The organism is Mesorhizobium sp. M1406 (assembly GCF_040317555.1).
Classification (GTDB): Bacteria; Pseudomonadota; Alphaproteobacteria; order Rhizobiales; family Rhizobiaceae; genus Mesorhizobium.
The window spans coordinates 1-21,145 of sequence record NZ_JAMYKW010000074.1 but is presented as its reverse complement, the minus strand read 5'-3'; the positions used below and the strand labels follow the sequence as shown (position 1 = coordinate 21,145).

Here is a 21,145-nt window from a genome sequence, read left to right as displayed (position 1 = left end):
CCGCCGTCAGCGACGTCTTGCCATGGTCGACGTGGCCAATCGTGCCGATGTTCACGTGAGGCTTGTTACGCTCGAATTTACCTTTGGCCATAATCGTTCTCCGTCTATTCTACCCGCTTGGGGGAAATTGTTATTCGCTCTTCAGATCCGGCACCGCGCAAAAGGACGCGACCCGGTGGCTAAGGAACCCTTACGCGTATTTCTTCTGGACTTCCTGAGCCACCGCCGTCGGGACCGGCTCATAGTGATCGAACTGCATCGTGTAGGCCGCACGGCCCTGGCTCATCGAGCGCAAATTGTCGACGTACTTGAACATGTTGGCGAGCGGCACCATCGCGTTGATGACCACGGCCACGCCACGTGCTTCCTGGCCCTGGATCTGGCCACGACGGCCATTCAGATCGCCGATGACGCTGCCGACGTAGTCTTCCGGCGTCACAACTTCGACCTTCATGATCGGCTCGAGCAGCTGCACCCCAAGCTTGGGTGCGGCTTCACGGAAGCAGGCGCGGCCGGCGATTTCGAATGCCAGGACGCTGGAGTCGACATCGTGGTAGGCGCCGTCGATCAGCGTCGCCTTGACGCCGATCATCGGGAAGCCCGCGAACGGACCCGAGGTCATGACGCTGTTGATGCCCTTTTCGACACCGGGGATGTATTCCTTCGGCACAGCGCCGCCGACGATCTTGGTATCGAACTCGAACTCGCTGCTGTCCGGGTTCGGCTCAAAGACGATCTTGACGCGGGCGAACTGACCGGTACCGCCGGTCTGCTTCTTGTGCGTGTAATCCTGCTCGTGCCTGCGGGTGATCGTCTCGCGATAGGCCACCTGCGGCGCGCCGACATTGGCCTCGACCTTGAACTCGCGACGCATGCGGTCGACGATGATGTCAAGGTGAAGTTCGCCCATGCCGGAAATGATGGTCTGGCCGCTTTCCTCGTCGGTCTTCACGCGGAAGGACGGATCCTCGGCGGCCAGGCGGTGAAGGGCGAGGCCCATCTTTTCCTGGTCGTTCTTGGTCTTCGGCTCGATGGCGATCTGGATGACCGGATCGGGGAATTCCATCCGCTCGAGGATGACCGGATGCAGCGGATCGCTGAGCGTGTCGCCAGTGGTCGTGTCCTTGAGACCTGCCAGAGCAACGATGTCGCCGGCAAAAGCCTCTTCGACGTCGGCGCGCGAATTCGCATGCATCTGCAGCATGCGGCCGATGCGCTCCTTCTTGCCCTTCACGGTGTTGTCGACCGAGATGCCCTTGGTGAGCTTGCCCGAATAGATGCGGGCAAAGGTGAGCGAACCGACGAACGGGTCGTTCATGATCTTGAAGGCGAGCATCGACAGCGGCTCGTTGTCGTCGGCGTGACGCTCGATCTCGGCGTCGGTCTTGGCATCGACACCCTTGATGGCCGGAACATCGGCCGGCGACGGCAGATATTCGACGACGGCGTCGAGCAGCGGCTGCACGCCCTTGTTCTTGAAGGCCGAGCCACAGAACATCGGGTAGAACTTCACCGCGATGGTGCCCTTGCGGATCAGCGCGCGGATCTCGTCATTCGACGGCATCTTGCCTTCGAGGTAATTCTCAAGCGCCGTCTCGTCCATTTCGACGGCGGCCTCGATCATCTTCTCGCGGTATTCCTCGGCACGAGCCTTGAGGTCTTCCGGGATCTCGACGATGTCCCAGGCAGCGCCCAGCGTCTCGTCGCGCCAGACCAGCGCGTTCATCTCGACGAGGTCGACAACGCCCTTGAACTCGGTCTCGGCGCCGATCGGCAGCTGCATGACAACGGCATGCGCACCGAGGCGCGAACCGATCATCTCGACCGAGCGGTAGAAGTCGGCGCCGATCTTGTCCATCTTGTTGCAGAAGATCATGCGCGGAACGCGGTACTTGTCGGCCTGACGCCAGACGGTTTCCGTCTGCGGCTCAACGCCGGCATTGGCATCGAGCAGCGCGATAGCGCCGTCGAGAACGCGCAGCGAACGCTCAACTTCGATGGTGAAGTCGACGTGGCCGGGGGTGTCGATGATGTTGAAGCGGTACATCTTGCCGTCACGAGCCTTCCAGAAGGTCGTGGTCGCGGCGGACGTGATGGTGATGCCGCGCTCCTGCTCCTGCTCCATCCAATCCATGGTGGCAGCGCCGTCGTGGACTTCGCCGATCTTGTGCGACTTGCCCGTGTAATAGAGGACGCGCTCGGTGGTCGTCGTCTTGCCGGCGTCAATATGCGCCATGATACCGAAATTGCGGTAGTCTTCGATTTTGTATTCGCGGGCCATCGTAGCTGCCTCTCAGTCTCGTTCGCGCTTTACCAGCGGTAGTGCGCGAAAGCGCGGTTGGCTTCAGCCATCTTGTGGGTGTCTTCACGCTTCTTGACGGCGGTGCCGCGGTTGTTGGCCGCATCCATCAGCTCGCCGGAAAGGCGGTCGACCATCGTGGTCTCGTTGCGGTTGCGGGCGGCGGCGATCAGCCAGCGAATGGCCAATGCCTGGCGGCGCTCGGGACGCACGTCGACCGGAACCTGATAGGTAGCGCCGCCGACACGACGCGAACGCACTTCCACATGCGGCGCGACATTGTCGAGCGCCTGATGGAAGACGGTGACCGGCTCCTGCTTGGTCTTCGACTGAACCTGGTCGAGAGCGCCGTAGACGATGGTCTCGGCAACCGACTTCTTACCGTCATACATGACGGCGTTCATGAACTTGGTGACGATCAGATCGCCGAACTTCGGGTCCGGATTGATCTCACGCTTTTCTGCACTGTGACGACGCGACATGGCTTTTGTCTCTCAATCTCATAGCCCGACGCACTCAAGCAGCGCCAAGGCCGGAAAATCTTACTTCGAGCGCCTTACTTCGGGCGCTTGGCGCCGTACTTCGAACGGCGCTGCTTGCGGTTCTTCACACCCTGCGTGTCGAGCACGCCGCGGATGATGTGATAGCGAACGCCCGGAAGATCCTTGACGCGGCCGCCGCGGATCATCACCACGGAGTGTTCCTGAAGGTTGTGGCCTTCGCCGGGGATGTAACCGATCACTTCAAAACCATTGGTCAGGCGGATCTTGGCCACCTTGCGCAGCGCCGAGTTCGGCTTCTTCGGCGTCGTTGTATAGACGCGTGTGCAGACGCCCCGCTTCTGCGGGTTCTGCTGCATGGCCGGGACCTTGTTGCGCTTCACCGGCGCAATGCGCGGCTTGCGGATCAGCTGGTTGACGGTAGGCATTAAACCCTCTTGTCTCTCAATTCCGTGTCTCGCCCGGTCAGGGCCGCTCAAAGCGTCATTTCCATACGCGAATTCGGGCCACGAACCGCGCCTCGCGGTCTTGCCCGAACAAATGGCAGAGGAAGCGGAACCGCTTCGTGCACGCCGGAAATGTCTTTTCGCTCGTAAAACGAACCCTGTTTGAGGCAAACTCCAAAGCGTGTCGCTTCGGAAGGGAGAGCCTCACATCGGTTCTGACTGGGCGGCTTCTACTCGTAAGACCGCGGACCGTCAAGCCCGGAGCGCTAAATATTGCGCGCCAATCAAGGCTCGGCAGCCATGCGAAAAACGCATGTAATTTTCTTTCGCGATTTTGCAAGGGCGAGGAAGAAAGTGCCAAGCCTTTAGCAAAGTGAATGGCTTTGCGCTGTTGCGCGGCTCTTCTTCATGCGAAAAGGCCGCATGAGCAGACAGAACCCCCTCGCCCGCCCACACATCGCCAAGAGGAATCGACCCGTGAACGACAATGAAGAACGCCCGGTCACCATCATCACCGGCCGGGTGTGGAAGAAAAAGGGCGGCAAACCGGAAGGCGTCCACGTCATGCTGGTCGCGCCCGACGACGATTCGGCGGTGCGCCGGGCACTCGAATCGCTTGCTGCGGAAGGTTACGCCGAGGCCGAGCTCGACCAGATAGGCGACATGGACGGCGTGCCCGATGAAGAGCCGCATATCTCCGCCTTCCAGGGCGCGCTCGAAGGCGAAGTTTCGATCGTTACCTTCGACGTCCCGATCTGAAACCCGGCCTCGGCTCAGTTTCGAATCGGCCATCGAGGCGAATCGGCGATCGGGGCTTCCTGAACGCCGGCGCGGCGGTTCGAGGAGGGCTGGGGTGGGCTTCTCGGCTCCGGCTTGCCCGGGGCAAGTGTTCTGATAAGAAGCCATCACCATTGTTCAACAGACGGAGCGGCCGTGTCCCAGCCCATCAAGATTGGCATCGTCGGCGTCGGCAAGATCGTCCGCGACCAGCATCTGCCGGCCCTGGCGAAGGATCAGGACTATCGCCTCATCGCGGCCGCCAGCCGGCATGGCAAGGTGGATGACATTCCGAATTTTCCGACCATCGAATCCATGCTCGATGCGGTGCCCGAACTCGAGGCCGTATCGCTCTGCATGCCGCCACAGTTCCGCTACGACGCGGCGCGGACGGCACTCGAGGCGAAGAAGCATGTCTTCCTGGAAAAGCCGCCAGGCGCCACTGTCAGCGAGGTCGAGGACCTCAAGGCATTGGCCGCGCGGAACGGCGTCTCGCTGTTCGCCAGCTGGCACTCGCGCTATGCGCCCGCGGTCGAAGCCGCTCGCGCCTTCCTGAACTCGACCAAGATTAAGTCGGCCGCCATCAACTGGAAGGAAGACGTGCGCCGCTGGCACCCGAACCAGGAATGGATCTGGGCCCCAGGCGGTTTTGGCGTCTTCGATCCCGGCATCAACGCGCTGTCGATCGCCACCCATATCCTACCGGCGATGTTCATCACTTCGGCGGTGCTCGATTTTCCCGAAAATCGCGCATCCCCGGTTGCCGCGCGCGTCGCCTTCCGCACCTCGAACGGGTTGCCGGTGACGATGGACCTCGACTGGCTGCAGACAGGCCCGCAAAGCTGGGACATCCTGGCCGACACCGACAAGGGCGCCATGGTGCTGTCGGGCGGCGGCTCCAAGCTCGCGGTCGACGGCAAGGTGGTTCATGACGTGCCGGAGGCCGAGTACCCGATGCTCTACAAGCGCTTCGCCGAGATCGTGCGAGCCGGCGTTTCCGATGTCGATCTGGCGCCGCTCCAGCATGTCGCCGATGCGTTCATGCTCGGCAAGCGCAACGTGGTCGAGGCCTTCTTCGATTGAACAGGGACGGCTTGGCTGTTCGCCTATCGGCTGTCAATTGACGATCGCGATGGCAAAGCCGTCATAGCCCTTCGCGCCAACGGTCTGGATGGCGGTGCCGTCCAGATGCTTCTCGCCGCCAATGAACGAGAATGCGGCGCGTGCCCCTTCGACATTGGGATCACGGCCACCCTGATCGAGCACAGCACCGTCGCGTATGACGTTGTCGCAGATGATCACGGTTCCCGGCCTCGAAAGCCGCATGGCCCAGGATAGATAATGCGGGTTGTTCGGCTTGTCGGCGTCGATGAAGACGAGGTCAAACGGTCCGGCATTCTCGGCACCCAGCGCGGCAAGCGACTGAAGGGCAGGCCCGACCCGCAGTTCCACACGCTCCGAGACGCCTGCCCGCTCGAAATTCGATTGCGCGACGTCGGCGTGGAGCGGATCGAGCTCAAGCGTCACGATCTTGCCATCGACAGGCAGCGCCCGCGCCATCCAGACGGTCGAATAGCCGCCCAGCGTGCCGATCTCGAGAACCTTCTTCGCTCCCTGTATGCACACAAGAAGTGAAAGCAGCTTGCCTTGCGCCGGCGACACGTCGATCGCCGGCAGGCCGTGGTCGTGGTTGGCCGCCAGAACGGCATCCAGGACGGGGTCCGCCTCAAACAGGGAACCGACGATGTAGTCGTCGACTGCCGCCCAGCTCGTCTTGCTCATTATCTTTCTCCGATCCGATGCGGAACCCAAAACGCGAAAAGGGGCCACTTGGCCCCTTTTCCTTCTTCCCGTCTTCCGTGCTTACTGCGCGGCGTTTGTCATGTCGGCCAGCATTGGCTCGGCGACTTCCACACCGGAGGCCTTGCGGCGCTCGTCGATGATCAGTTCGTCGCGCGAGGTGGCGATGCGCCGGATCTGGCTCATCGTGCCGCCGGTGCCGGCCGGGATAAGCCGGCCGACGATGACGTTTTCCTTCAGTCCCTGCAGCATGTCGGTCTTGCCGGCAACCGCAGCTTCCGTCAGCACCCGGGTCGTCTCCTGGAAGGAGGCCGCCGAGATGAAGGACGGCGTCTGCAGCGATGCCTTGGTGATGCCGAGCAGCACCGGCAGGCCTTCGGCCGGCTTCTTGCCGTCCTCGACCAGACGCTCGTTGACCTCTTCCAGTTCGATCACGTCGACATGATCGCCTGGAATGTAGGTCGAGTCGCCCTGCACCGTGATCTCGACCTTCTGCAGCATCTGGCGAACGATCACCTCGATGTGCTTGTCGTTGATCGACACGCCCTGCAGACGGTAGACTTCCTGGATTTCGTTGACGAGGTAGGAAGCAAGTGCCTCCACGCCCTTGATCGCCAGGATGTCGTGCGGCGCCGGATTGCCGTCGAGGATGTAGTCGCCCTTCTCGATGACGTCGCCGTCCTGGAGATGGAACGGCTTGCCCTTCGGGATCAGGTATTCGACCGGCTCAAGCGTCGAGTCATGCGGCTCGATGATGATGCGACGCTTGTTCTTGTAGTCGCGGCCGAAGCGGATCGTACCGTCGATCTCGGCGATGATGGCGTGATCCTTCGGACGACGTGCCTCGAACAGTTCGGCAACACGCGGCAGACCGCCGGTGATGTCCTTGGTCTTGGCGCTTTCCATCGGGATACGCGCCAGCACGTCGCCGGGGCGAACCTGCGAGCCCGGCTCGACCGAAAGAATGGCCTCGACCGAGAGCAGGAAGCGGGCGTCGCCACCCTTGGACAGCTTGCCAACCTTGCCCTTGGCGTCCTGGATGGCAATCGCCGGCTTCAGGTCGTTGCCGCGTGGCGTCGAGCGCCAATCGATGACCTCACGCTTGGTGATGCCGGTCGACTCGTCGGCGGTTTCCTGAACGGAAATGCCGTCGACCAGATCCTCGTACGACACCCTGCCCTCGATTTCGGTGAGGACCGGGCGGGTGTAGGGATCCCACTCGGCGATACGCTGGCCGCGCTTCACCTTGTCACCATCGTCCACGAAGATGCGCGAACCATAGGTGAGGCGGTGCGAGGCGCGCTCCTTGCCGGCTTCGTCGAGGATCAGCACCGCCATGTTGCGGCCCATGACCATCTGCTGGCCGTCGGAGTTGCGCACCACGTTGCGGTTGCGGATCTCGACCTTGCCCTCATAGGAGGCTTCAAGGAACGAGCTATCCACCACCTGTGCCGTACCGCCCATGTGGAAGGTACGCATGGTGAGCTGGGTACCCGGCTCGCCGATCGACTGCGCCGCGATGACGCCGACTGCTTCACCCTGGTTGACCGGGGTGCCGCGGGCCAGATCGCGACCGTAGCAGACCGCGCAGACGCCAACCCTGACTTCGCAAGTCAGTGCCGAGCGAATGCGAACCGACTGAACGCCGGCCTTTTCGATCTGTTCCACGTCACGCTCGTCCATCAGCGTTCCGGCCTTGACCAGGATCTCGCCCGACACCGGATGGGTGATGTCGTCGAGCGACGTACGACCCAGCACGCGCTGGCCGACCGAAGCGACGACCTGACCGGCATCGACGATCGGCTGCATGGTGAGGCCCTTGTCGGTGCCGCAGTCGACGGAGTTGACGATGCAGTCCTGCGCCACGTCGACCAGACGACGGGTGAGGTAACCCGAGTTCGCCGTCTTCAAGGCGGTGTCGGCCAGACCCTTGCGGGCGCCGTGGGTCGAGTTGAAGTACTCGAGCACGGTCAGGCCTTCCTTGAAGTTCGAGATGATCGGCGTCTCGATGATTTCACCCGACGGCTTGGCCATAAGGCCGCGCATGCCGGCGAGCTGACGCATCTGGGTGGGCGAGCCACGCGCACCGGAGTGCGACATCATATAGATCGAGTTCATCGGCTTTTGACGGCCATTGTCCTCGAACTCGACCGCCTTGATGCGGGCCATCATTTCGTCGGCGACCTTTTCCGAGCACTTGGCCCAGGCGTCGACGACCTTGTTGTACTTCTCGCCCTGCGTGATCAGACCGTCATTGTACTGCTGCTCGTATTCCTTGGCCAACGCCTCGGTGTCGGAGACCAGCTTGATCTTGGCATCCGGGATCAGCATGTCGTCCTTGCCGAACGAAATGCCGGCACGGCAGGCATGGCTGAAGCCGAGCGCCATGATGCGATCGCAGAAAATGACCGTCTCCTTCTGACCGCAGTGGCGGTAGACGGTGTCGATCATCTTGGAGATGTTCTTCTTGGTCATCTCCTGGTTGGCGGTCTCATAAGGCACGTTGACGTTCTTCGGCAGAAGCTCGCCGATGATCATGCGGCCAGGGGTGGTGTCATGGATCTTCGACACGACCTTGCCTTCGGCGTCGACCGTGCGGAAACGACCCTTGATCTTGGAGTGCAGCGTCACCGCCTTGGTCTCGAGCGCGTGCTGGAGTTCGCCCATGTCGGCAAACACCATGCCCTCGCCCGGCTCGTTCTGGTTGACGATCGAGAGATAGTAGAGACCGAGAACCATGTCCTGCGACGGCACGATGATCGGCGCGCCGGAAGCCGGGTGCAGGATGTTGTTAGTCGACATCATCAGCACGCGGGCTTCAAGCTGCGCTTCCAGCGACAGCGGCACGTGAACGGCCATCTGGTCGCCGTCGAAGTCGGCGTTGAAGGCCGTGCAGACCAGCGGGTGCAGCTGGATCGCCTTGCCTTCGATCAGGATCGGCTCGAACGCCTGGATGCCGAGACGGTGCAGCGTCGGCGCACGGTTCAACAGCACCGGATGCTCGCGGATGACCTCGTCGAGGATATCCCAGACTTCCGGACGCTCCTTCTCGACCAGCTTCTTCGCCTGCTTGACGGTCGAGGAGTAACCCTTGGCGTCGAGACGGGCATAGATGAAGGGCTTGAACAGTTCGAGCGCCATCTTCTTGGGCAGGCCGCACTGGTGCAGCTTGAGCTCCGGGCCGGTCACGATGACCGAGCGGCCGGAATAGTCGACGCGCTTGCCGAGCAGGTTCTGACGGAACCGGCCCTGCTTGCCCTTGAGCATGTCGGACAGCGACTTCAGCGGACGCTTGTTGGCGCCGGTGATGACGCGGCCGCGACGGCCGTTGTCGAACAGCGCATCGACGGCTTCCTGCAGCATGCGCTTTTCATTGCGCACGATGATGCCGGGGGCGCGCAGCTCGATCAGCCGCTTCAGACGGTTGTTGCGGTTGATGACGCGGCGATAGAGGTCGTTCAGATCCGACGTGGCGAAGCGACCGCCGTCCAGCGGGACGAGCGGGCGCAGGTCCGGCGGGATCACCGGGACCACCTTCATGATCATCCATTCCGGACGGTTGCCGGATTCCATGAAGTTCTCGACGACCTTGAGCCGCTTCAGATACTTCTTCTGCTTCAGCTCGGAGGTGGTCGAAGCCAGTTCCGAACGCAGGTCGCCGGCGATCTTCTCCAAGTCCATGCCGGCCAGGAGGTCATGAATGGCCTCGGCGCCGATCATGGCGGTGAACGAATCCTCGCCATACTCGTCGACGGCGATCATGTACTCTTCCTCGCTGAGCAACTGGTGCTCCTTCAGCGCGGTGAGGCCAGGTTCGGTGACGATGTAGTTCTCGAAGTAGAGGACGCGCTCGATGTCCTTCAGGGTCATGTCGAGCAGCGTGCCGATGCGCGACGGCAGCGACTTCAGGAACCAGATATGGGCGACCGGTGCCGCCAGTTCGATATGGCCCATGCGCTCGCGGCGAACGCGCGACAGCGTGACTTCGACGCCGCACTTCTCGCAGATGACGCCCTTGTACTTCATGCGCTTGTACTTGCCGCACAGGCACTCATAGTCCTTGATCGGGCCAAAAATGCGCGCGCAGAACAGACCGTCACGCTCCGGCTTGAAGGTGCGGTAGTTGATGGTCTCCGGCTTCTTGATCTCGCCGAAAGACCAGGACAGAATCTTCTCAGGGCTGGCAAGCGATATCCGGATGGAATCGAACACCTGCGCAGGCGCCTGCGGATTGAAGAGATTCATGACCTCTTGGTTCATGCCGTTCTCCTTTTCGGGGTCCTCGAAAACCCCTTGCATCTAGTCGCGAGCCAAACGCCCGCCGTCTTGTCGGCCACTGGCCGAAGAATTTGGTGCATCCGGTCGCGGCAGCCCGCGACCGGATGTCTTTCTTACTCGGCCGCGTCGGGCAGCCGGATCGGGTTGTCGTCGAGCTTGGTGTTCTCAAGCTCGACATTGAGGCCGAGAGACCGCATTTCCTTGACGAGAACGTTGAAGCTCTCCGGAATGCCGGCCTCGAAGGTGTCGTCGCCACGGACGATCGCCTCGTAGACCTTGGTGCGGCCGGCGACGTCGTCCGACTTCACCGTCAGCATTTCCTGCAGCGTGTAGGCGGCGCCGTATGCTTCGAGCGCCCAGACCTCCATCTCGCCGAAGCGCTGGCCACCGAACTGCGCCTTGCCGCCCAGCGGCTGCTGGGTGACGAGCGAGTACGGACCGATCGAACGCGCGTGGATCTTGTCGTCCACGAGATGGTGAAGCTTGAGCATATATATGTAGCCCATCGTCACCTTGCGATCGAACGGCTCGCCGGTGCGTCCGTCATAGAGCTGCGACTGACCGCTGGTGTGCAGGCCCGCCTGCTCCAGCATGATGTTGATGTCAGCCTCATGCGCGCCGTCGAACACCGGGGTCGCGATCGAAACGCCGCGGCGCATCTGCTCGCTGAGGCGAACGATGCTCTCGTCGTCATACTCGCGAACCGGCTCGTTGCGGTCGTTGGCCGGGATGAAGCTTTCGAGCGTCTTGCGCAGCGGCTTGATATCGCCCGCCACCTTGTACGCGTCGATCAGCTCGCCGATCTTCTTGCCCATGCCCGCGCATGCCCAGCCCAGATGCGTTTCCAGGATCTGGCCGACATTCATGCGGCTCGGCACACCCAGCGGGTTGAGCACGATATCTGCATGCGTGCCGTCCTCGAGGAAAGGCATGTCCTCGACCGGAACGATCCGCGACACGACACCCTTGTTGCCGTGACGGCCGGCCATCTTGTCGCCGGGCTGCATCTTGCGCTTCACGGCCACGAAGACCTTGACCATCTTCATGACGCCTGGAGGCATTTCGTCGCCGCGCTGGACCTTCTCGACCTTGTCCATGAAACGCTGTTCGAGCGCCTTCTTGGAGTCGTCGTACTGGCCACGCAGGGCTTCCAGTTCGCTCTGGAGCTTTTCGTTCTCCACGGCAAACTGCCACCACTGCGAGCGCGGATACTCGTCGAGCGTATCCTTGGACAGCGTCGAGCCCTTCTTGAAGCCCTTCGGTCCAGCGATCGCTTCCTTGCCGACGAGCACGTCGGAAAGACGCGCGTAGACGTTGCGGTCCAGAATGGCCTGCTCGTCGTCGCGGTCCTTGGCGAGGCGTTCGATCTCCTCGCGCTCGATCGCCATGGCGCGCTCGTCCTTCTCCACACCGTGGCGATTGAACACGCGCACCTCGACGACGGTTCCGAAAGTGCCCGGAGGCATGCGCATCGAGGTGTCGCGCACATCGGATGCCTTTTCGCCGAAGATGGCGCGCAGAAGCTTCTCTTCTGGCGTCATCGGGCTTTCGCCCTTCGGCGTGATCTTGCCGACCAGGATATCACCCGGCTGAACTTCGGCGCCGATGTAGACGATGCCGGCTTCGTCGAGGTTCTTCAGCGCTTCTTCCGAGACGTTCGGGATATCGCGCGTGATTTCCTCCGGCCCGAGCTTGGTATCGCGGGCCATGACCTCGAACTCCTCGATGTGGATCGAGGTGAAGACGTCATCGGCGACGATGCGTTCGGACAGGAGGATCGAGTCCTCGTAGTTGTAGCCGTTCCACGGCATGAACGCGACCAGCACGTTGCGGCCGAGTGCCAGATCACCGAGCTCGGTCGACGGACCGTCGGCGATGATGTCGCCCTTGTTGACCCGGTCGCCCATACGAACCAGCGGACGCTGGTTGATGCAGGTGTTCTGGTTCGAACGCTGGAACTTCATCAGCCGGTAGATATCGACGCCGGACTTGCCCGGATCGAGATCCTCGGTGGCGCGGATGACTATACGCGTCGCGTCGACCTGGTCGACGATGCCGCCGCGGCGGGCGCCGATGGCGGCGCCCGAGTCACGGGCGACGATCGGCTCCATGCCGGTGCCGACGAACGGCGCCTCGGCGCGCACCAGCGGCACGGCCTGACGCTGCATGTTCGAGCCCATCAGGGCGCGGTTGGCGTCGTCGTTTTCCAGGAACGGGATCAGGGCCGCGGCAACCGACACCATCTGCTTGGGCGAAACGTCCATCAGATCGACGTTTTCGCGCGGCGCCATCATCACTTCGCCGGCGCTGCGGCAAATGACGAATTCGTCGACGAAACCACCGTTCTTGTCGAGCTCGGCGTTGGCCTGCGCGACATGGTGCTTGGCCTCTTCCATCGCCGAGAGATAGACGACTTCATTGGTCAGCTTGCCGTCGACGATCTTGCGGTACGGGCTCTCGATAAAGCCGTACTTGTTGACGCGCGCGAAGGTGGCCAGCGAGTTGATCAGACCGATATTCGGGCCTTCCGGCGTCTCGATCGGGCAGATGCGGCCGTAATGCGTCGGGTGCACGTCGCGCACCTCGAAGCCGGCGCGCTCGCGGGTCAGACCGCCCGGTCCAAGCGCCGAGAGGCGGCGCTTGTGGGTGATCTCCGACAGCGGGTTGGTCTGGTCCATGAACTGCGACAGCTGCGAGGAACCGAAGAACTCGCGCACGGCGGCGGCCGCCGGCTTGGCGTTGATCAGGTCCTGCGGCATGACCGTGTCGATCTCGATCGAGGACATACGCTCCTTGATCGCGCGCTCCATGCGCAGCAGGCCGACACGGTACTGGTTTTCCATCAGCTCGCCGACCGAACGCACGCGGCGGTTGCCGAGATTGTCGATGTCGTCGATTTCGCCCTTGCCGTCACGCAATTCGACCAGCGTCCTGACCACGGCCAGGATGTCGTCCTTGCGCAGCACGCGCACGGTGTCCTCGGCCTTGAGTTCGAGGCGCATGTTCATCTTGACGCGGCCGACGGCCGACAGATCGTAGCGCTCTGAGTCGAAGAACAGCGAGTTGAACATGGCTTCGGCGGTTTCGAGCGTCGGCGGCTCGCCGGGGCGCATGACACGATAGATGTCGAACAGCGCGTCCTGGCGGCTCTCGTTCTTGTCGACGTTGAGCGTGTTGCGGATATAGGCGCCGACATTGACGTGGTCGATGTCGAGAACCTTGATCTCGTCTTCGCCGGTGCCGAGCAGAACCTTCAGCGTCTTCTCGTCGATCTCGTCGCCGGCTTCGAGGAAGATCTCGCCGGTGGCGAAGTTGACGATGTCCTCGGCCAGGTAGTTGCCGAGCAGATCCTCGTCGGTCGCCTTGATCGCCTTGAGACCCTTTTCGCCGAGCGCCCTTGCCTGGCGTGCGGTGATCTTCTTGCCGGCTTCGACGACGACCTCGCCCGTATCGGCATCGACAAGGTCGCCGACAGCCTTGAGGCCGCGGAAACGCTCGACGTTGAACGGAATGCGCCAATGGTCGCCGGCGCGCTTGTAGGTGATCTTGTTGTAGAAGGTCGACAGGATCTCTTCGCCGTCCATGCCGAGTGCCATCAGCAGCGACGTCACCGGAATCTTGCGGCGACGATCGATGCGGGCGTGCACGACGTCCTTGGAATCGAACTCGATGTCGAGCCACGAACCGCGATAGGGGATGACGCGCGCGGCAAACAGAAGCTTGCCCGACGAGTGCGACTTGCCTTTGTCATGGTCGAAGAAGACGCCCGGCGAGCGGTGCATCTGCGAGACGATGACGCGCTCGGTGCCGTTGACGATGAAGGTGCCGTTCAGAGTCATGAGCGGCATGTCGCCCATGTAGACGTCCTGCTCCTTGATGTCCTTGATGGACTTGGCGCCGGTATCCTCGTCGATATCGAACACGATGAGGCGCAGCGTCACCTTGAGCGGCGCGGCATAGGTGAGGTCGCGCTGACGGCATTCGTCAACGTCGAATTTCGGTCCTTCGAACTCGTACTTCACGAACTCCAGCATCGAGGAGCCGGAAAAATCGGAGATCGGGAAGACCGACTTGAAAACTGCCTGCAGTCCCTCGTCCGGACGCCCACCCTTGGGCTCCGCCACCATCAGGAACTGGTCATAGGATGCCTTCTGAACCTCGATCAGGTTCGGCATCTCCGCAACTTCCGGAATCTTTCCGAAGAACTTGCGTACGCGTCTGCGGCCATTGAAAGTCTGGGTCTGGGCCATCGTCGCTCCTTAGCTCAAAACTCGGGACGAGCCTCGCCGCGGCTCGCCTTGCATGCTGGGCCACCTTGGCGGCAACCCTCTGTCTGTTTTCCCGGCGCCTGTCGGCGGCCGGTTAGAACGGGAGAAAACCCGTTTCCTGAAGGCCGGTTTCGGCCCTCAGGAAAGAGGTTCTCGTACGTCTCGCGTTACGCATGCTCCCTTCCAGGCGAAGGGAGTGGCGGACGGCGCGAGGCCGTCCGCCGCTTTTACGCTTACTTCAGTTCGACCTTGGCGCCGGCTGCTTCCAGCTGGGCCTTGAACTTGTCAGCGTCGGCCTTGGAAACGGCTTCCTTGACCGGCTTCGGAGCCGCTTCAACCAGATCCTTGGCTTCCTTGAGGCCAAGACCGGTGATGGCGCGGACTTCCTTGATGACGTTGATCTTCTGAGCGCCTGCCTCGGTGAGGACGACGTCGAATTCCGTCTTTTCCTCGACCGGAGCAGCAGCGGCCGCACCACCGCCAGCGGCGGCAACAGCCACCGGAGCAGCGGCGGAAACGCCCCACTTTTCTTCCAGAAGCTTCGACAGCTCGGCCGCCTCGAGGACGGTCAGCTTCGAAAGGTCGTCTACGATCTTTGCGAGATCAGCCATTGTTGTATTCCTTCATAAGGTTCGAACGTGTGTTTGTGATAGCGAGGAACGGCCTCATGCCGCCTCGTCCTTCCGGGCGTAAGCGCCGATGACGCGCGCGACCGAAGCCGCTGGCGCATTGACGATCTGGGCGATCCGGGTTGCCGGCGTGGCGATCATGCCAACCAGCCTGGCGCGCAGCTCATCGAGCGACGGAAGTGTGGCGAGTGCCTTCACACCGTCGGCGTTGAGCGAGGTGGTGCCCATTGCGCCGCCGAGAATGACAAGCTTGTCATTTCCCTTGGCGAAATCGGACGCGACCTTCGGCGCCGCAATCGGATCCTCCGAATAAGCAATCAGCGTCTGTCCCTTGAACAGCTCGATGATCGATGCGGAGTCCGTGCCCTGAAGAGCGATTTTGGCGAGACGGTTCTTCGCGACTTTGACGGTGCCACCGGCGGCGCGCATTTTCGACCGAAGGTCGTTCATTTGCGCGACGGTGATACCGGCGTAGTGGGCCACGACCACTGAACCTGCGTTCGAGAACGCACCGTTCAGGCCCGTGACGAGTTCGCGTTTTTCCGCTCTGTCCACTGCCTATCTCCAGTTGACCCCTGCCCCATTAACGGGGACAGGCGTCGGGTTGCCTTTGTCGGCCGGGCCATCCAATAACGGATCTCCCGAACGACGCTCGAGGATCCTGCCCCCTTTCGCCACACCGGCCGGCAAGCCGGACGATGCGCAGACAAAAGGCAAACACGGTTCGAACCTTTCATTGGAGCAATCGCTCCGTTGTCCGGTCTTCACCCGTCTCATGCAGGCCCAAATCGAATTAAGGCTTCTGGGCCGCCTGCAATCTCGGACAGGATGTCCGGAAACCTCTCGGTTTCCGGTACCGGGCCGCCGACAAGTCGGAGGCCCGGAATTCGCTTGCGGATCAGTCCTTTAGCGGCCGATCCAAATGTTCGTATCAGGACGCTGTGAGCGTCGCGACGTCGAGCTTGAGGCCCGGGCCCATCGTCGAGGTGACCGACACCTTCTTGACGTAGTTGCCCTTGGCACCAGCCGGCTTTGCCTTGGTCACCGCGTCGGCGAAGGCGCGGATGTTCTCTTCCAGCGCCTTGACCTCGAACGAGACCTTGCCGACGCCGGCATGAACGATGCCGGCCTTCTCGACGCGGAACTCGACAGCGCCGCCCTTCGATGCCTTGACGGCGGCGGCAACGTCGGTGGTGACGGTGCCGACCTTCGGGTTCGGCATCATGCCGCGCGGGCCGAGCACTTTGCCCAGACGGCCGACGAGCGGCATCATGTCCGGCGTCGCGATGCAGCGATCGAAATCGATCGTGCCCTTCTGGACGATGTCGACCAGATCCTCGGCACCGACGATGTCGGCGCCGGCGGCGCGCGCTTCGTCAGCCTTGTCGCCGCGTGCGAACACAGCGACGCGCACCGAGCGGCCGGTGCCGTTCGGCAGATTGACCACGCCGCGGACCATCTGGTCGGCGTGGCGCGGGTCGACGCCGAGGTTCATGGCGACTTCGATGGTCTCGTCGAACTTGACCGAGGAACGGTCCTTGAGCAGCTTCAGTGCATCACCCAGGGCGTAAGCCTTGTTGGGATCGATGCCTTCGCGGGTCTTCGATACACGCTTTGCAATCTTTGCCATGATCTTAGCCCACCACTTCCAGACCCATCGAGCGGGCGGAGCCCTCGACCATGCGCATGGCCGCTTCGACGTCGTTTGCGTTCAGATCCTTCATCTTCGCGGTGGCGATCTCGCGGACCTTGTCGCGCGAAACCGTACCGGCCTTGACCTTGCCCGGCTCCTTGGAACCAGACGTCAGGTTAGCCGCCTTCTTCAGGAAGTAGCTCACCGGCGCCGTCTTCATGACGAAGGTGAAGGACTTGTCCTGGTAGTAGGTGATGACGACCGGAACCGGCGATCCCTTTTCCATTTCCTGGGTCTGCGCGTTGAACGCCTTGCAGAACTCCATGATGTTGATGCCACGCTGACCAAGCGCCGGGCCGATCGGGGGAGACGGCGTGGCCGAACCCGCTTTGACCTGGAGCTTGAGCTGGCCTGCAATTTTCTTAGCCATCTCTTTTCCTGCCTTTGTCTATGCCGGCTCCCATGAACGGGAAAGTGCCGGCGGTTGCAGTCTGGTGGTGCGATCCATGTGGCCGGCTAAAGCCGCACTCGTCTCCCACCGTTCTCAAGAGCCGCGCGATCTCCGCGCCGCTCTTCCCTGCCGCGCTTGACGACAGGGATTTCGGATCAGCCCTTTTCGACCTGTCCGAATTCCAGATCGACAGGCACGGCGCGCCCGAAGATCGAAACTTCCACCTTGAGCCGCGCCCGCTCCTCGTCCACTTCCTGGACGAAACCGTTGAACGACGCGAAGGGACCATCCGAAACGCGGATCGCCTCGCCGATCTCGAACGTGACCGAGGGCTTGGGCCGCTCGACGCCTTCCTGCACCTGGTTCAGGATGCGCTGGGCTTCCGCCTCGGTGATCGGCACCGGCTTGGAGTCACCCAGGAAGCCGGTGACCTTCGGCGTGTTCTTGACCAGCGAGAACACAGCGTCGGTCAGGTTGGCCTTCAGGAGCACATAGCCCGGGAAGAACTTGCGCTCGGCATCGACCTTGCGGCCGCGACGAATCTCGACGACCTTCTCGGTCGGCACCACGATCTGGTGGATATCGGCGGACAGGCCCTTCTGCTTGGCCTTGTTCTCGATGTCCTCGGCGACCTTCTTTTCAAAGTTCGAATAGGCGTGGACGATGTACCAGCGCGCGGTCATTTCAAGACTTCTCCGTAATCGCCGGACTTAGCGTCCGATGCCCAGAATCTGTTCGACCGCGAGGCCCATGAGCTGATCAGCGGTGAAGAAAAAGATCATCGCGATCACAGCGAAAGCCAGGACCATGACCGTCGAGATCATCGTTTCGCGCCGCGACGGCCAAGTCACCTTGGCGGTCTCCGCGCGAACCTGCTGGAGAAAGACGAAAGGATTTGTGGTTTTCGAAGCCATATGCCGCTCTGTCTTCAAGACCCGTTGGCCGGGTCTCCTGGATGATCCCGCTGGCCGGGACGTGCCGCCTGAGCCAATCTCACGCCGAATCAGCGTAATCAATTCGCCCATGCAAATCAGACGCGTAAAGCCGGCTTCCCAGCTCCACGCGTCGCGTGTCTGTTTCGTCTACATAAAACCGATTCTTGATCCACGCAAGTGGCAAGTGTCCGCTTTATGACCAAACGCCGCATCGGAACCATCCAGTCGTTCCGTCCCGGCTATGAGGCCTTTATGCCCCAAGCGAGCTGATATGGCAAGCGGGTCGCCGATTTTCAAAGGGCAGACCGCAGAAATATCGTTTTGAAACGCCATTTCGAGAAATGGCACGGGCAGCAGGGCTCGAACCTACGACCTGCGGTTTTGGAGACCGCCGCTCTACCAACTGAGCTATGCCCGTACGTGCGCATATCGGCGCAGCAGGCGCTTCCTAAAAGCTTCCGCTCGCTCTGTAAAGAGTGGTTTGCAAGCAAACGCGCCTTAACCCCGTTCCCTCAGCACCAGATGTTCGAGGCCGAGGCAATCCCGCTCGCGCCAGCGCACGATCTTGAAATTTCTAGGCGTCGCTCCGAGACTCCCGCAGCGACCGAAAGCTACTTTGGATCCGGTGGCCGATACGGCCCGCCCGGCACGCCCCAGCCCCAGGCCGGCATCGGTTCCGTCTGAGGATCGCAAGTTTCGCCGAGATTGGAGTTCATCTTGGCCAGCCGCGATCCCCATTCGACATAGCCCATGAAGGCCGAACGAAATTCCGGATCGTCAGGCAGGCCGACCGCGTCGGCGGCGTCGGCCAGGAGGTTGATCCAGCGGCGGCGCTGCTCCTCGGTCAGATGCTTGCCCAGATGATGCATGACCATCTCGCGGTGGCCGCCAAATTGCTCGCTGTAGGTTTTCGGTCCGCCGAAAACCTCGCCGATGAAGGCCGCGACATGGGCGGGATGATCCGGCGACATGGCCTTGAACACCGGCCCGACGATCGGATCCTGCGCCACCTTGTCGTAGAAGGTCTGGGTCAGCCGGCTCAACGCCTCGCTGCCGCCGGCCCATTCGTAGAGTGTCGGGATATCCTGGCTCATTCTCGATCCTCCGCCGCCCCGGCGCCGGCAGCAGCAACGATAGCGGAAAAATCGAGAATGGCTCAACCTGCCTCGATGGCCAGTTTCCGACGTCGCGCGCTCTACAGTTTGGCGGGCGCGTCAGCCTCGGCATTGGCGGAAGGCCGCATCCGGCAATTCCGCGGTTTCGGCACCCCGTCGCAGATGGTGGCGCCGGTCAGCGCGTCAACCGATTGCGGGCTCGTCGTCAGCCCAAGCCTCAGCATCGTGCCGGGTTCCAGCTGCCGCTCGACCGAGGGCCCCTCGATCGCCGTGAAAAGAGCGGGATCGATCCCCATCTCCTTGAGATAGGCCTTGACCACCCGCATTTGCCCCATCGGGTACAGGCTAAGCCGCGCACGGGGACCAACAAGCCGTCTCACGCCGCCGGCAAGCATAAGCGCACAGGCCGAACCGCACTCCACTCCCGCATCGATACTCAGCCCGGCATAGGCGCCCTCCTTGGCCAGACAACTCCACTCTCCCGGGTCACAGTCGACGAAATCGGTGCGGCCAACGGCGACGTCGAGCTTCCTTTGATGGATAAGCCGTCCCGCCGCCAGAGCGCCAGGCAGGTCGCCACCCTTTGAGCTGAGCACGACAGGCAGCAGCCGGTCGCCAAGCGTGGCGAGCAACTGGCGCAGCCTCCGCGGGGTCCGAGGCGTGATCACGCCTTCCGCCGAGATCCATTCCGGGCAATCCGGATTGCAGAGCGGGTTGCTGCCGCGAACCACGACGAAGCGCATGTCTTCATCGCGCTGCACACCCTCGGGCCCGGCCGGCAGCGGAGCAGGCTTGGCCGCGGTCGTCAGGCCATCGGGCTTATTCCCCGGTATTTCCAGGCAATTCGCGGCCAATCGATCCGGCCTGCACAGGCTCGCGGCGGTCAACAGGTCCACGGCATCCACACTGGTGACCAATTTCATCGTCAGCATGTCGTCGAGGGCGATCTGGTGGATTTCGCTGGCCGGCGTGCTCTTCATCGTTTCGAGCACGCTTCGTTCGATGCCCATCTCGTTGAGATAGGCCGCCAGCTTTTTCTCCACCGCCTTGCTCATCTCGTAGGTCTTGTAGCTGCCGGCGTTCTTGCGGCTGACGATCCTTGTGTTGAGGACTTTCTTCTTGCCCCCCACGATACGGTAGGTGGTCCGGTATTGCAGTTTCGTGCGGATGTAGGTCGTGGTGATCTGATGGACGCCGAGATAGGTCCATTCGCCTGCTACCCGCCGAACGCCACCGGCAAACATCAACGGACAGGCGGAATTGCACATGGCGCCATAGGCAAGGACACTGCCAAAGTAGCGGGCGCCATTCTTGTCACGGTCCTGGCAACCATTCGCGTCGGGCTGGCAACCGGCGAACGCCGTCTTGCCAATGGCGATATCGAGCTTGTTCTTGCGGATCAGCCGGCCAAGCGTCAGCGCCGCCTCGACATTGCCGCCGGGAGAATTGACGACGATCGGCAGTTTTCGCCCGCCAAGCGTCTTCAGCATCCGTTTGAACAAAGCCGGCGTTCCAGCTTCTATCGAGCCTTCCGCCGAGATCCATTCCGGGCAGATCGGCTCGCACCCCGGTGCATTGCCGCGGACAATGCCGAAGCGCATCGTCGGACCGAGATCCGGGGCCGTATCCGTCGCAAAGGCACGTCCGGTAACAAGCAACGCCAGCAGGCAGATCAGCCGCAGCGACCACAATGCCCGACGATGGAAAAGGCGCCCTGGAACCATTTGGAAAAAAGCCCCTTGCTGCAACCTATACTAGACGAGGTCCAAAGGCTTGCAACAGGGTCCGGGCGACAAGGCGAACACCCGATCGCCAGGCAAAAGAAAAGGGCGGCCCCAAGGACCGCCCTTTCCGTTTCGAACCCGACCGGCACAGGCCGGTGTCGGTTATTCCTTGATGGTGACGACGATGCCGGCACCGACGGTGCGGCCGCCTTCACGGATGGCGAAGCGCAGCTTCTCTTCCATGGCGATCGGCACGATCAGCTCGACATCGACCGTGATGTTGTCGCCCG

18 protein-coding genes and 1 tRNA gene are annotated in these 21,145 nt (G+C 62.0%); 2 read left to right on the top strand and 17 right to left on the bottom strand.

Going from position 1 to position 21,145, the window contains the following annotated elements; translation table 11 throughout:
- From NKH03_RS30770 to rpsL, 4 genes are all read right to left on the bottom strand, one after another.
- A partial coding sequence (locus NKH03_RS30770; RefSeq protein WP_032908143.1) for a GTP-binding protein occupies positions 1-91 on the bottom strand: 91 nt, incomplete at its 3' end.
- A gap of 99 nt (positions 92-190) precedes the next feature.
- Entirely contained in the window at positions 191-2,281 is a 2,091-nt protein-coding gene (gene fusA, locus NKH03_RS30765; RefSeq protein WP_352972639.1) for an elongation factor G, read from the bottom strand.
- Positions 2,282-2,310: 29 nt separating this feature from the next.
- Positions 2,311-2,781: a 30S ribosomal protein S7 gene (gene rpsG / locus NKH03_RS30760; RefSeq protein ID WP_008875664.1), complete on the bottom strand. Its 471-nt coding sequence runs from the start codon at positions 2,779-2,781 to the stop codon at positions 2,311-2,313.
- Between the two features lie 74 nt (positions 2,782-2,855).
- Positions 2,856-3,227 carry a 30S ribosomal protein S12 gene (rpsL, locus tag NKH03_RS30755; protein ID WP_006333356.1) on the bottom strand — a complete coding sequence of 124 codons (372 nt, stop codon included), beginning with the start codon at positions 3,225-3,227 and terminating at the stop codon, positions 2,856-2,858.
- Positions 3,228-3,722: 495 nt separating this feature from the next.
- Between rpsL and NKH03_RS30750 the strand changes: the two genes are divergently transcribed.
- Positions 3,723-4,004 (top strand): transcriptional regulator, encoded by a 282-nt coding sequence (locus NKH03_RS30750; RefSeq protein WP_352873587.1) that lies wholly within the window; start codon positions 3,723-3,725, stop codon positions 4,002-4,004.
- Between the two features lie 174 nt (positions 4,005-4,178).
- On the top strand, positions 4,179-5,105 hold the full coding sequence (locus NKH03_RS30745) for a Gfo/Idh/MocA family protein (protein WP_352972638.1): 927 nt from the start codon (positions 4,179-4,181) through the stop codon (positions 5,103-5,105).
- Positions 5,106-5,138: 33 nt separating this feature from the next.
- Here NKH03_RS30745 and NKH03_RS30740 read toward each other — a convergent pair whose 3' ends face one another.
- The 13 genes from NKH03_RS30740 to NKH03_RS30680 all read right to left on the bottom strand — a co-directional run.
- Positions 5,139-5,804, bottom strand: a complete 666-nt coding sequence (locus NKH03_RS30740) for an O-methyltransferase (RefSeq protein WP_352972637.1) — start codon at positions 5,802-5,804, stop codon at positions 5,139-5,141.
- An 81-nt stretch (positions 5,805-5,885) separates the two neighbouring features.
- Entirely contained in the window at positions 5,886-10,082 is a 4,197-nt protein-coding gene (gene rpoC / locus NKH03_RS30735) for a DNA-directed RNA polymerase subunit beta' (protein WP_352873584.1), read from the bottom strand.
- Positions 10,083-10,213: 131 nt separating this feature from the next.
- Positions 10,214-14,350: a DNA-directed RNA polymerase subunit beta gene (gene rpoB, locus NKH03_RS30730; protein ID WP_352883413.1), complete on the bottom strand. Its 4,137-nt coding sequence runs from the start codon at positions 14,348-14,350 to the stop codon at positions 10,214-10,216.
- Positions 14,351-14,601: 251 nt separating this feature from the next.
- A complete protein-coding gene (gene rplL / locus NKH03_RS30725; protein ID WP_027038853.1) occupies positions 14,602-14,979 on the bottom strand; it encodes a 50S ribosomal protein L7/L12 in 378 nt (125 codons plus the stop codon).
- Between the two features lie 54 nt (positions 14,980-15,033).
- A complete protein-coding gene (gene rplJ / locus NKH03_RS30720) occupies positions 15,034-15,552 on the bottom strand; it encodes a 50S ribosomal protein L10 (protein WP_013531412.1) in 519 nt (172 codons plus the stop codon).
- Positions 15,553-15,928: 376 nt separating this feature from the next.
- Positions 15,929-16,627, bottom strand: a complete 699-nt coding sequence (rplA, locus tag NKH03_RS30715; protein WP_109672641.1) for a 50S ribosomal protein L1 — start codon at positions 16,625-16,627, stop codon at positions 15,929-15,931.
- A gap of 4 nt (positions 16,628-16,631) precedes the next feature.
- Positions 16,632-17,060, bottom strand: coding sequence for a 50S ribosomal protein L11 (rplK, locus tag NKH03_RS30710; RefSeq protein WP_013531410.1), 429 nt, complete (start codon positions 17,058-17,060; stop codon positions 16,632-16,634).
- Positions 17,061-17,236: 176 nt separating this feature from the next.
- The gene (gene nusG / locus NKH03_RS30705) at positions 17,237-17,764 is read right to left on the bottom strand and encodes a transcription termination/antitermination protein NusG (protein ID WP_352873580.1); all 528 of its coding nucleotides are present in this window, start codon (positions 17,762-17,764) and stop codon (positions 17,237-17,239) included.
- Positions 17,765-17,791: 27 nt separating this feature from the next.
- The gene (gene secE / locus NKH03_RS30700; RefSeq protein ID WP_013531408.1) at positions 17,792-17,995 is read right to left on the bottom strand and encodes a preprotein translocase subunit SecE; all 204 of its coding nucleotides are present in this window, start codon (positions 17,993-17,995) and stop codon (positions 17,792-17,794) included.
- A 363-nt stretch (positions 17,996-18,358) separates the two neighbouring features.
- Positions 18,359-18,434 (bottom strand) — tRNA-Trp (locus NKH03_RS30695).
- 193 nt (positions 18,435-18,627) lie between these two features.
- Complete coding sequence (locus tag NKH03_RS30690) at positions 18,628-19,110, bottom strand: group II truncated hemoglobin (RefSeq protein WP_352972636.1); 483 nt, start codon at positions 19,108-19,110, stop codon at positions 18,628-18,630.
- A 101-nt stretch (positions 19,111-19,211) separates the two neighbouring features.
- Positions 19,212-20,855 (bottom strand): COG3904 family protein, encoded by a 1,644-nt coding sequence (locus tag NKH03_RS30685; RefSeq protein WP_352972635.1) that lies wholly within the window; start codon positions 20,853-20,855, stop codon positions 19,212-19,214.
- Between the two features lie 162 nt (positions 20,856-21,017).
- On the bottom strand, positions 21,018-21,145 hold a 128-nt coding region (locus NKH03_RS30680), incomplete at its 5' end, for an EF-Tu C-terminal domain-related protein (protein ID WP_446669874.1).